General features: G+C 41.5%; 8 protein-coding genes and 6 tRNA genes. 6 read left to right on the top strand and 8 right to left on the bottom strand.

Features of this window, described 5'->3' with window-relative positions:
- Positions 1 to 693: 693 nt before the first annotated feature.
- From C9J48_RS15560 to C9J48_RS15540, 5 genes are all read right to left on the bottom strand, one after another.
- Positions 694 to 770: transfer RNA gene (locus C9J48_RS15560), tRNA-Pro, on the bottom strand.
- Between the two features lie 49 nt (positions 771 to 819).
- Positions 820 to 895 (bottom strand) — tRNA-His (locus C9J48_RS15555).
- A gap of 9 nt (positions 896 to 904) precedes the next feature.
- Positions 905 to 981, bottom strand: a tRNA-Pro gene (locus C9J48_RS15550).
- 66 nt (positions 982 to 1047) lie between these two features.
- Positions 1048 to 1123, bottom strand: a tRNA-His gene (locus C9J48_RS15545).
- Positions 1124 to 1157: 34 nt separating this feature from the next.
- A tRNA-Arg gene (locus C9J48_RS15540) sits at positions 1158 to 1234 on the bottom strand.
- Positions 1235 to 1528: 294 nt separating this feature from the next.
- Here C9J48_RS15540 and C9J48_RS15535 point away from each other — a divergent pair.
- Complete coding sequence (locus C9J48_RS15535; RefSeq protein ID WP_006233316.1) at positions 1529 to 1939, top strand: c-type cytochrome; 411 nt, start codon at positions 1529 to 1531, stop codon at positions 1937 to 1939.
- 89 nt (positions 1940 to 2028) lie between these two features.
- On the opposite strand, the gene rep is transcribed toward C9J48_RS15535, so the two are convergent.
- Complete coding sequence (gene rep / locus C9J48_RS15530) at positions 2029 to 4050, bottom strand: DNA helicase Rep (RefSeq protein ID WP_006233317.1); 2022 nt, start codon at positions 4048 to 4050, stop codon at positions 2029 to 2031.
- 154 nt (positions 4051 to 4204) lie between these two features.
- Between rep and C9J48_RS15525 the strand changes: the two genes are divergently transcribed.
- The 4 genes from C9J48_RS15525 (at position 4205) to ubiK (ending at position 9479) form a co-directional block, all read left to right on the top strand.
- The gene (locus C9J48_RS15525) at positions 4205 to 4816 is read left to right on the top strand and encodes a TetR/AcrR family transcriptional regulator (protein WP_006233318.1); all 612 of its coding nucleotides are present in this window, start codon (positions 4205 to 4207) and stop codon (positions 4814 to 4816) included.
- A 28-nt stretch (positions 4817 to 4844) separates the two neighbouring features.
- Positions 4845 to 5951, top strand: a complete 1107-nt coding sequence (locus C9J48_RS15520; protein ID WP_006233319.1) for an efflux RND transporter periplasmic adaptor subunit — start codon at positions 4845 to 4847, stop codon at positions 5949 to 5951.
- Between the two features lie 12 nt (positions 5952 to 5963).
- Positions 5964 to 9080: a multidrug efflux RND transporter permease subunit gene (locus C9J48_RS15515; RefSeq protein ID WP_006233320.1), complete on the top strand. Its 3117-nt coding sequence runs from the start codon at positions 5964 to 5966 to the stop codon at positions 9078 to 9080.
- Positions 9081 to 9212: 132 nt separating this feature from the next.
- Positions 9213 to 9479, top strand: coding sequence for a ubiquinone biosynthesis accessory factor UbiK (gene ubiK, locus C9J48_RS15510; RefSeq protein WP_006233321.1), 267 nt, complete (start codon positions 9213 to 9215; stop codon positions 9477 to 9479).
- Positions 9480 to 9580: 101 nt separating this feature from the next.
- Here ubiK and ilvC read toward each other — a convergent pair whose 3' ends face one another.
- A complete protein-coding gene (gene ilvC, locus C9J48_RS15505; RefSeq protein WP_006233322.1) occupies positions 9581 to 11065 on the bottom strand; it encodes a ketol-acid reductoisomerase in 1485 nt (494 codons plus the stop codon).
- A 132-nt stretch (positions 11066 to 11197) separates the two neighbouring features.
- On the opposite strand from ilvC, the gene ilvY reads away from it, so the two are divergent.
- Entirely contained in the window at positions 11198 to 12067 is an 870-nt protein-coding gene (gene ilvY, locus C9J48_RS15500) for an HTH-type transcriptional activator IlvY (protein ID WP_006233323.1), read from the top strand.
- Positions 12068 to 12146: 79 nt separating this feature from the next.
- Here ilvY and C9J48_RS15495 read toward each other — a convergent pair.
- A tRNA-Asp gene (locus C9J48_RS15495) sits at positions 12147 to 12223 on the bottom strand.
- Positions 12224 to 12234 lie beyond the last annotated feature (11 nt).

Here is a 12234-nt window from a genome sequence, read left to right as displayed (position 1 = left end):
CCTGTCTGAAAAATTGAATCCATTCACTTCCAGTACAAATGGCTGGACATAAGTACGTCCAATAATCTGTCAAAAATTTCACAGAAAAGCAACAAAACAAGCTGAAAAACTAAAAAATAGAGTAAAGAACGAATAAATACTCAATTCAAACCACACGAAAAGCGATTATCCAGAGGTTGTAAAACGCCACCAAGGTGCTGCTACATAAGGCTGAATTAAGAGCTTTCATCTAGAAAAAGCCCTATGTTTTATAACTTAAAATAAAATAATCATGAATAAAAAATCAAAAAAGCTCGCTCGACATTTAACACTATATAAACATAAACTAATAACGTAGGGTAAAACAGTTATTTAAACCACACCAAAAGATAATCTCGAGATATGTGTTCAAATGATAAACACCAACATAGTGAATAACACTAACGTATCTATCAGGTAGTCTTTTCTACTATTAATAAAGTCACATAAGTATAAAATACAAAAATATCAATAAGTTAAAACGATATTCAAGGTAATAGGAAGGAAAAGGGCATCGCTATACGAATTAAAGGTCAGCAATTAATGAAAAAAGAAAAATCACGAATAATTTAGAGGATAATGATAACAAGCTGCGGTTTTTAATAATCGGAGGAGGTAATAAGAAGATTTAAAAGATAAAAAAAAGCCTCGTCTTTCGACGAGGCTTTCTAATGGTGGTCGGTGAAGAGGGATTCGAACCCCCGACCCTCTGGTCCCAAACCAGATGCGCTACCAAGCTGCGCTATTCACCGACAATCGTTTTAGGCTTAAAGCCAAGGAAGTGAAAACACTACCTAAATATGGGGTGGCTAACGGGGCTTGAACCCGCGACAACCGGAATCACAATCCGGGACTCTACCAACTGAGCTATAGCCACCATTGTTAGTGGTCGGTGAAGAGGGATTCGAACCCCCGACCCTCTGGTCCCAAACCAGATGCGCTACCAAGCTGCGCTATTCACCGACTAAATCTTGCTTTTTAAAGGCTATCGCCTGAGAATACTGATTTAACAATCAATCTTCTAAAATATGGGGTGGCTAACGGGGCTTGAACCCGCGACAACCGGAATCACAATCCGGGACTCTACCAACTGAGCTATAGCCACCATTGTTTCTATTTTACCAATTTTTTATACCGGATGGTGCGCCTGAAAGGATTCGAACCTTCGACCTTTGGCTCCGGAGGCCAACGCTCTATCCAGCTGAGCTACAGGCGCCTTGCCCTGTCGGCGGAGGTGAATATTACGGATCAGGGGGGTATTCGTCTAGTCTTTTTTTTGTTTTTTTTACTGTATGCTTTAATTTTAAACGATTAAGTGTTGATTAGCTTCATACAAATACAGCCGCTCTGTTTATCACTTTAAATTTAACGGATATAATAACTTGGTTTTTACATTTTAAACATTTTGTAAATAATCACTGCCTAGTCTCAACAGTTCGATTAAAAACAATTCATTATATACGGCTGTGGCAATAGCACATAAATAATTTGGAAGTGTAAGGTGAGCTCAATGGAATTATCTCTTCGGCAGTTAATCGTCGCGACAGTAGCAGCATTAACATTTGCTGGTTCAGTTGCTGCGGCTGATATGTCAGACGACGCTATCGCAGAACGAATTAAACCTGTTGGTTCGGTTTATTTAGAAGGTGATACCCCTACAGATACAGCAGCAACGTCAGGCCCTCGTTCAGGAGATGCCGTTTATGGCACATTCTGTATTGCCTGTCATGGCTCTGGGGTTTTAAGTGCACCGAAGCTAGGGGATGCGGGCGATTGGAGCCCACGTTTAGCTAAAGGGATGGATGTATTAACCGATCATGCTCTTAACGGCTTTAACGCAATGCCAGCTAAAGGCTCATGTATGGATTGTAGTGACGATGAGATCGTCGCAGCAATTAATCATATGATTGAAGGTTTATAACAGCGCATTTAAGCCAATCAAAATAAGTAACACAAACTAAAAAGGTTAGCCTCTCGGCTAACCTTTTTTAATGCATATTTGCTGTTAACTTAATTCTTCTTAAACATGGCTGCACGTAAGTTGGCGATATGTGATTGCCCTTTTTGCATTCGCTCTTGTTGAGTAACTGGGCGCTTTTCAACATCCCAGTGCAAATCATCTTGTGGCAATTCATACAAGAAACGGCTTGGCTCCGGTTTTATCAACTCACCGTATTGTCGGCGCTCTTTACACAAGGTAAAAGTTAACTCTTTTTGTGCCCGCGTAATGCCAACATAAGCTAAACGACGCTCTTCCTCTACGTTACCTTCATCCACGCTGGTTTGGTGAGGCAAAATCCCCTCTTCGGCACCAACAAGGTACACATAGGGAAACTCCAGACCTTTTGAAGCATGAAGCGTCATTAACTGTACTTGATCTGCTTCATCATCTTCTTCACCACGCTCCATCATATCTCGTAGTGTTAAACGCTGAACGATCTCTTTTAATGTTTTAACTTCGTTATCATAATTATCGCCCTCTAAATCTGCAGTCACCCAACTATACAACTGAGATACGTTTTTCATTCGCATCTCTGCCGCTTTAGGGCTTGGAGAGCTTTCATACAACCAATCTTCATAATGAATATCACGCACTAATTCACGCAGAGCAGCAACCGAGTCACCTCGTTCAATATTCTCAGACATCTCAACAATCCAGCGTGTAAACCGCTGTAAATTTTCTAACCCACGCCCCGCTAAATGTTGCTCTAATCCAAGTTCAAAGCTAGAAGCAAATAAACTTTTGCCACGCATATTGGCGTAAGTACCCAGCTTTTCTAACGTTACCGGACCGATTTCACGACGTGGCGTATTTACGATACGTAAGAAAGCATTATCATCATCAAGATTGGTTAACAGACGAAAGTACGCCATGATATCTTTAATTTCAGAACGAGAGAAAAATGACGTGCCACCGGAAATTTTATACGGAATTCGGTTTTGCATTAATGATTTCTCGAACAAGCGCGACTGATGGTTGCCACGGTATAAAATCGAATAATCTTTATACCCAGTATTATTCAAGAAACGGTGCGCAATCAATTCACCCACAACCTTTTCTGCTTCATGCTCTTCATTTTTAGCCGTGATCACTTTCAGCATTTCGCCGTCAGGTATCTCTGAAAAAAGTGCTTTCTCAAACAGGTGAGGATTGTTAGCAATCAATATATTGGCAGTACGCAAAATACGGCTGGTTGAGCGGTAATTTTGTTCAAGTTTAATCACCCGTAAACTAGGAAAATCTTTCTGCAATAACCCTAAGTTTTCTGGCTGAGCACCACGCCAGGAATATACCGACTGATCGTCATCACCGACCACAGTAAAACGCGAGCGCTCGCCGACTAACAACTTCACAAATAAATATTGGCTGGTATTAGTATCTTGGTATTCGTCGACCAATAGGTAACGAATTTTATTTTGCCAACGTTGACGTACTTCTTGATCATCACGTAGCAGCAATACAGGCAATAGAATTAAGTCATCAAAATCTAATGCGTTATACGCTTTCATTTGTCGTTGATACAGCTCGTAACAATGAGCAAATAACTGATCACGTTCTGATTGGGCATAAGCTTGTGCTTCTGCAGCCGACAACATCTCATTTTTCCAGTTGGAAATCGCAGACTGTAATAGCTTTAACAGATCTTTATCGCCGTCTAATTCATCTTCTGTTAATTCTTTTAACAAAGCCATTTGGTCTTGATCATCAAACAAAGAAAAATTGGCTTTCAAACCAAGAGCTTTATATTCACGACGAATAATATTTAAGCCCAAAGTGTGAAATGTTGACACCATTAAACCTTTGGCTTCTTTCTTACCCAAAGTTTTCCCAACACGCTCTTTCATTTCACGTGCAGCTTTATTGGTAAAGGTTAAAGCAGCGATGTTGCGAGCTTTATAGTCACAATGCTGAACTAAGTACGCAATTTTATTAGTGATTACACGAGTTTTACCTGATCCAGCCCCAGCCAGAACAAGACATGGTCCAGCTATGTATTTCACTGCTTCTGTTTGCCTTGAGTTCAGTTTCATCTGCTTATCCTGTTTCAAATTTTTATCGTGTTAACACCAACAGGCGCATTGTAGCGGGTTCTTACAACTTGTCTATTAAGCCCTCCTCGAAGCATTCACGAAACTAAAGGGGGATAAGAAAATACTTGCACAAAATTTTATGCCATTTAAAATAATGAATGAACATTCATTCATTATTTTATTTAACATTGAATACCCCATGAATAATAAAAAAGAACGTATCTTACTAGCAACAGAAAAACTGCTCGCCGAGTACGGATTTCATGGGCTTTCCATGCAAATGGTTGCTAAAGAAGCTGGGGTCGCTGCGGGGACGATTTATCGTTATTTTGAAGATAAAGATGATCTACTCTACCAACTTCATGATCATATTTTAGGCTATGTTGCGAACAAACTGACACTTAATGTGTCTGATGAAATGCCGTTGAAACAACGGTTTCGCACTATGTGGCTAAATATATGGAATATGGCAACACGCGGTGATGCACCATTGATCAATAGAGGCCAGTTTGAAAACTTACCTCGCCGCGATAATCACGAGCAGCGATTATTAGAAAAAAAGATGTTTGCACAAGTTGATCGCCTCTTTGATGAGGGGAAAGCAAGCGGTCAATTTAAAGACCTCGATAATGAAATATTAAGTGTTTTAAGCCTTGAGCCTAGCAGTTGCCTGGCTCGTAAACATATGAAAGGCCTTGTAACGGTCACCGATGAAGCTATAGACGCAGCCATCGATGCTTGTTGGGACGCCATAACTAAGCATTAACATTAGCAATTCCGGAGCACACCCTAAAATGAAAAAATGGATAGTGATGCTATTTGTCGCGCTACTGCTGTTCGGTAGTGTGATAGGTTTTAATCTGATTAAGCAGAAAAAAATAGCAGAATACATGGCAAGTATGCCTGAACCTGATTTTCCAGTAACCGTCGTAGACGCCAAAGCAGGAAGTTGGGTTCCTGTTATTGACGCTATTGGCTTTATCGAACCCAATCAAGGTGTAATGATATCAACAGAGGCATCTGGTGTTATCGATGATATCGACTTTGAATCTGGCGCAATTGTAAAAGCGGGTCAAAAGCTGATAGCACTTGATTCTGATGTTGAAAATGCCAACTTACAAAGTAGCCAAGCACGTCTTCCTGCTGCAAAAGCAAAGTACATTCGCTATCAAGGTCTTTATAAGAAAGGATCTATCTCGAAAGAATCTTATGATGATGCTGAAGCGGCTTATTTTTCGCTGGTTGCTGATATAAAAAGCCTAAAAGCGACGATTGATCGCCGTACCATCAAAGCGCCTTTCGATGGTGTCGTTGGCTTACGTAATATTTTCCTTGGTCAATATATTCAGCCAGGAACTGACGTTGTTCGCCTAGAAGATACGACCTTAATGAAGCTACGCTTCACAGTGCCACAAACCGATATCTCTGAAATCTACCTTGGTCAAGAAGTCGATATATTTGTTGACGCTTACCCTGAAACACCATTCAGAGGGAAAATCAGTGCCATTGAGCCTGCCGTTAACTACCAAAGTGGTTTAGTTCAAATTCAGGCTGATATTCCAAATAACGATGGTCAGTTGCGTTCAGGGATGTTTGCCCGCGCTAGCATCATTCTGCCAACGTTAGAAAACCAAATCATCTTACCGCAAACAGCCATTACCTTTACGTTATATGGCGATAATGTTTACGTAGTAAATAAAGATGAAAACGGTGACTTACGCGCGCGCCAATCTGTTGTAGAAACAGGTGAACGTGACGGCGCCGTTGTGCACATTTTAAAAGGTGTGAAGGTTGACGATACCATTGTGACTTCAGGTCAGGTTCGTCTAAGTAATGACGCTAAAGTGCGTGTTGTTGAAAGCAATGCACTAGAAGCGCCAGCTGAAATACCAATGCTATAATCCGGAGGATTAATGCGCTTTACAGATGTTTTTATTAAGCGTCCTGTTCTGGCGGTATCAATCAGCTTTTTGATTGCTTTACTTGGCCTGCAAGCTATTTTTAAAATGCAGGTTCGAGAATACCCAGACATGACCAATACCGTAGTAACGGTAACAACCAGTTACTACGGTGCAAGTGCTAACCTTATTCAAGGCTTTATTACTCAGCCTTTAGAGCAAGCGATAGCACAAGCCGATAATATCGACTACATGACATCATCCTCAGTGTTAGGGTCTTCAACCATCACAGTTACGATGAAGTTAAACACCGATCCAAATGGTGCACTGGCTGATATTCTAGCGAAAACTAACTCAGTACGATCTCAGCTACCGAAAGAGTCTGAAGATCCCACGGTTACCATGTCAACCGGCTCTACAACTGCGGTTATGTACATCGGTTTCACCAGTGATGAGTTAGTATCAAGCCAGATTACCGATTACTTAGAGCGCGTGGTTAATCCACAGCTATTTACTGTAAATGGTGTATCGAAAGTCGACCTATATGGCGGTCTAAAATATGCGCTACGTGTATGGCTAGATCCACCTAAAATGGCAGCTTACAACCTAACCGCAACTGATGTAATGAGCGTATTAAATGCGAATAACTATCAGTCTGCGACGGGACAAGCGGTTGGCGAATTCGTTCTGTACAACGGTACTGCCGATACACAGGTATCAAACACTGATGAGCTGGCTAAATTAGTTGTTTCAACGAAAGATGGTCAAGTTATTCGCCTAGGCGATATCGCAAAAGTATCATTGGAAAAAAGCCACGATATTTATCGAGCTTCTGCTAATGGTGAAGAAGCGGTTGTTGCTGCAATAAATGCAGCACCGAGTGCTAACCCAATCAATATCGCAGCAGATGTACTAACATTATTGCCTGAATTAGAACGCAATATGCCAAGTAACATCAAAATGAATGTGATGTATGATTCAACCATTGCGATTAACGAATCAATTCAAGAAGTAATCAAAACTATCGCTGAAGCGGCATTGATCGTATTAGTGGTTATTACCTTATTCTTGGGTTCATTCCGTGCTGTTTTAATCCCAATTATTACTATTCCACTATCACTGATTGGTGTTGCCTTAGTCATGCAGATGTTTGGGTTCTCATGGAACCTAATGACATTGCTGGCAATGGTATTAGCAATCGGACTGGTAGTAGATGATGCGATCGTTGTTCTAGAAAACGTCGACCGTCACATTAAGCTAGGTGAGTCACCATTCCGAGCAGCAATCATTGGTACGCGTGAAATCGCAGTGCCGGTTATTGCCATGACGCTAACCTTGGGTGCGGTATATGCTCCAATTGCAATGATGGGTGGTATCACTGGTTCATTGTTTAAAGAGTTTGCTTTAACACTGGCTGGTGCTGTATTTGTGTCAGGTATTATCGCACTAACATTATCGCCGATGATGTGTTCGAAAATGCTAAAAGCAAATGAAAAGCCAAGTAAATTCGAATCAACTGTCCATAGCTTCTTGGACCGCATGACTAACCGCTATGAGAAAATGCTTGGCGGTGTAATGACAATGCGTCCAGTGGTTATTGTATTTGCAGCGATTGTACTGACGAGCTTACCGTTCTTATTTAAATTTATTCCAAGCGAACTTGCACCATCTGAAGATAAAGGTGTATTGATGATGATGGGTACCGCCCCATCAAACGCAAACTTGGATTACATTGAAAATACCATGCAAGAAGTTAACAAAATGCTGAGTGATCAGCCAGAAGTTGCTTATGCGCAGGTATTCTCTGGTGTGCCTAGTTCAAACCAAGCCTTTGGTATTGCATCAATGGTACCGTGGAGTGAACGAGAAGCGAGTCAGGCTGAAGTTGTTAAGCGCGTAACTGACTTGGTGAAAGACGTTCCTGAAATGGCAGTAACAGCCTTCCAAATGCCTGAACTACCAGGTGCTGGTTCTGGCTTACCGATTCAGTTCGTAATCACAACACCAAACCAGTTTGAAAGCTTATTCCAAGTAACTACTGATATCTTAACTGCAGTTAAAAACAATCCAATGTTCGTATATTCGGATCTGGATTTGAACTATGACTCTGCAACTATGAAAATCAGTATTGATAAAGACAAAGCCGGTGCTTACGGCGTCACCATGCAAGATATTGGTATGACGTTAAGTACAATGATGGCAGACGGTTATGTAAACCGTATTGACCTGAATGGCCGTTCTTATGAGGTTATCCCTCAAGTTGAACGTAAATACCGCCTAAACCCTGAGTCAATTAATGGCTACTACGTCCGCGCAGCGGATGGAAAAGCGATTCCTCTTGGTAGCTTAATTACGATTGATGTTGTAGCTGAACCTCGTGCACTACCTCACTTCAATCAGCTTAACTCTGCCACTATTGGCGCTGTACCAGCACCAGGAACGGCAATGGGTGATGCGATTAACTGGTTCCAAACAGAAGCTGTAGATAAATTGCCATCAGGCTATCAGTATGACTTTATGGGTGAAGCACGTCAGTACGTAACTGAAGGTAGTGCCTTATACATGACGTTTGCACTAGCACTCGCCATTATCTACTTAGTACTAGCGATTCAATTTGAATCATTGCGTGATCCACTCGTTATTCTGGTATCGGTACCACTTGCGATTTGTGGCGCATTGATCGCCCTTTCGTGGGGGGCTGCATCAATGAATATCTATTCTCAGGTTGGGTTAATCACCCTCATAGGTTTGATTACCAAGCACGGTATTCTTATCTGTGAAGTCGCCAAAGAAGAGCAGTTACTGCATCAGAAAAATCGCATGGACGCTGTTATGGAAGCTGCGAAGGTTCGTCTTCGTCCAATCCTAATGACAACTGCAGCGATGATCGCAGGTCTTATCCCGCTGCTTTATGCTTCGGGAGCTGGTGCAGCGCAACGCTTTAGTATTGGTATCGTAATTGTTTCAGGTCTGGCAATCGGTACAATATTTACCTTGTTCGTATTACCCGTGATTTATACTTACTTAGCAAGTATTCACAAACCTTTACCTACCTTTATGGAGGATAAGGATTTGGAAAAGTTAAAGCGGGCTGACGAAGCAAGAAATGCTTTGAAAGCTCGTGATTGCTAATTAAATAAATATCAATTCAGAGGCCGCCATTGTGCGGCCTCTTTTATTTTCACGATTCAACGACGACAATTGCGCTGTGATTGAATAAAATAAGCACAACAAACTTAAACCCGTGACGGAGCTACTAAAGCTATGTTTGATCCAAAAAAGCTTGAGCAAGTTGCTAAGCAGATCCAAGAATCGATGCCTCAGCCAGTAAAAGAATTAGGCGTTGATATAGAACAAAAAGTTCGCCAAGTAATTCAAGCACAACTTGGTAAGTTAGATGTGGTTAACCGTGAAGAATTTGATGTGCAAACTCAAGTTTTATTACGTACTCGCCAAAAACTCACAGAGTTAGAAAAGAAAATGGCAGAACTTGAAGAAAAACTTACAACCAAATCTAAAAGCGAGGATTAATAATCACGGTTTATAGAATGGTTGATGGTCAATAATGAACAAATAAAAAGCCCAGCACGATTATGTGCTGGGCTTCTTTTTTTCTGTGTATTTATTGGAGATTAATCACCAACAGCAATACGCTTCATGTCTGTCATGTAGCCACGTAACTCTTGACCAACCCACTCAACAGGATGGCTACGCAGTGTCTCATTCACAACAATCAGTGTTTCATTGCTAACTTGGTTGCTCACTTCACCCAAGCCACGGCCAATAACATCAGTATCAACGTCAGCCATAAACTTCTCACGAAGTAGTGGAGTTGCTACGTTAGCAAATAGGTAGTTACCATATTCCGCAGTATCTGAAATTACTACGTTCATTTCATACAGGCGCTTACGTGCCACTGTATTCGCAATCAATGGTAGCTCGTGTAGTGATTCGTAATATGCTGATTCTTCAACAATGCCAGATGCAGTCATTGCTTCAAACGCAAGCTCAACTCCAGCACGAACCATAGCAACCATCAAAATACCGTTATCGAAGTACTCTTGCTCTGGGATTTCAACATCAGTTGTTGGGTAGTTTTCGAATGCAGTCTCACCCGTCTCTTCACGCCAGCCCAGTAGGTTAACGTCATCGTTAGCCCAGTCAGCCATCATGGTGCTAGAGAAGTGCCCTGTAATGATATCGTCCATGTGTTTGTTATACAGTGGACGCATTAGATCTTTAAGTTCTTCAGAAAGCTCGAATGCTTTCACTTTTGCAGGGTTTGATAAGCGATCCATCATATGTGTAATACCACCAAACTTCAGTGCTTCAGTAATCGTTTCCCAACCATACTGTAGAAGTTTACCGGCATAACCTGCATCGATACCATCAGCGATCATTTTCTCGTAACAAACGATTGAACCAGCTTGTAGCATGCCGCACAAAATTGTTTGCTCACCCATAAGGTCAGATTTAACTTCAGCAACAAATGATGATTCTAATACGCCGGCACGGTGGCCACCAGTGGCAGCAGCCCAAGCTTTAGCGATTTCTTGACCATCACCTTTTGGATCATTCTCTGGGTGAACAGCAATAAGTGTTGGAACACCAAAGCCACGCTTATATTCTTCACGTACTTCAGTACCTGGACACTTGGGCGCAACCATTACAACAGTGATATCTTTACGAATCTGCATGCCTTCTTCAACAATGTTGAAGCCATGCGAATAACCAAGGGCAGCCCCTTCTTTCATTAGTGGCATTACCGTTTCAACCACATTTGAATGCTGCTTATCAGGCGTTAGGTTAACCACTAAGTCTGCAATTGGGATTAACTGTTCGTAGCTACCTACATCAAAGCCATTTTCTTTCGCATTCTTATACGACTGACGTTGCTCATCAATCGCTGCTTGACGTAGCGCATAAGAAACATCAAGACCAGAATCACGCATATTTAGGCCCTGATTCAGACCCTGCGCACCACAACCAACAATAACTACTTTTTTTCCTTTCAGGTAGTCAGCCTCTGCTGCAAACTCATTACGATCCATAAAACGACAACGACCTAGTTGATCTAACTGCTGACGTAAGTTTAAGGTATTGAAATAATTAGCCATGGTGAAACTCTCCGTGAATTCTGCTCTTTAGGTCGACACTCTCTTGTCGAATAACCTGATAGTAGATCAGGTGTTTCGTTGCGCAAAGTGATATATTCACAATAAGTAATTGCAAAAAATGCAACGAGACTAATGAACATAAAAAACTTACAGTTATTCCTTCATTTGTGTGATTCAAAAAGCTTTAGTAAAACCGCACAGAAGATGCATATAAGCCCTTCAGCGCTAAGCCGAATCATTCAGCGACTAGAAGATGATATTAACCAAACTTTATTTGTACGCGATAACCGAAGTGTCGAATTAACATCAGCAGGTAGAAAACTATTACCTGTAGCATCTTCAATTGTGACAAGCTGGATAGAATTAAAAGCTGAATTAAAAGACGAGACCCATTCACTTCAAGGTAAGTTAAAAATGTTTTGCTCTGTCACAGCGAGCTATAGCCACTTGCCGAGTATTCTCAACGAATTTCGTCTTACCTATCCACAAATCGAAATTCAATTACGCACCGGAGATCCGGCAGAAGCGATAGATAAAGTCATCTCTGGTGAAGTTGACATTGCCATTGCAGCAAAGCCTGAAACTATGCCGTCGAAGCTAACTTATATAGAGCTTGATCAAGTACAGATGTCAGTCATAAGCCCACTTATAGCACCACCTGCAATTCAAAAGTACCTTACAGGCGATCCTGATTGGCAATCACTCCCTTTTATCTTACCGGAATCAGGGCCCGCTCGATCTCGTGCAGATAAATGGTTTAAAACAAAAAAAATCCAACCATCTATCTATGCGCAAATATCAGGGCATGAAGCAATTGTTAGCATGGTCGCACTTGGATGTGGAATTGGCATTGCACCAGATGTCGTCATCAACAACAGTCCAATGAGCAATAAAGTACAAAGGCTAAGCCATGAATCAATTGAGCCTTTAAGCCTAGGCTTGTGCTGTAAACAGTCTCGAGAAAAAGAGCCTTTACTACACGCACTATTACAGCTTTTTTAAAACGATAGTAGAGGGGTTAGTATTGACTTTCTACAGACGAAAAAAAGCCCTAATCTTTCGATTAGGGCTTCTTCAATAATGGCGGAGTGGACGGGACTCGAACCCGCGACCCCCGGCGTGACAGGCCGGTATTCTAACCAACTGAACTACCACTCCGCAGTGTCTAT

It is taken from the genome of Photobacterium profundum, from assembly GCF_003026285.1.
In the GTDB taxonomy this organism is placed as follows: Bacteria; Pseudomonadota; Gammaproteobacteria; order Enterobacterales; family Vibrionaceae; genus Photobacterium; species Photobacterium profundum.
The sequence above is the reverse complement of the archived record's forward strand: the minus strand, read 5'-3'. Positions and strand labels throughout refer to the sequence as shown.

Coding starts and splice junctions, on each gene's coding strand:
- ilvY (WP_006233323.1), top strand. CDS start 11,198: ATGAACATAAAAAACTTACAGTTATTCCTTCATTTGTGTGATTCAAAA.
- ubiK (WP_006233321.1), top strand. CDS start 9,213: ATGTTTGATCCAAAAAAGCTTGAGCAAGTTGCTAAGCAGATCCAAGAA.
- ilvC (WP_006233322.1), bottom strand. CDS start 11,065: ATGGCTAATTATTTCAATACCTTAAACTTACGTCAGCAGTTAGATCAA.
- C9J48_RS15520 (WP_006233319.1), top strand. CDS start 4,845: ATGAAAAAATGGATAGTGATGCTATTTGTCGCGCTACTGCTGTTCGGT.
- C9J48_RS15515 (WP_006233320.1), top strand. CDS start 5,964: ATGCGCTTTACAGATGTTTTTATTAAGCGTCCTGTTCTGGCGGTATCA.
- rep (WP_006233317.1), bottom strand. CDS start 4,050: ATGAAACTGAACTCAAGGCAAACAGAAGCAGTGAAATACATAGCTGGA.
- C9J48_RS15525 (WP_006233318.1), top strand. CDS start 4,205: ATGAATGAACATTCATTCATTATTTTATTTAACATTGAATACCCCATG.
- C9J48_RS15535 (WP_006233316.1), top strand. CDS start 1,529: ATGGAATTATCTCTTCGGCAGTTAATCGTCGCGACAGTAGCAGCATTA.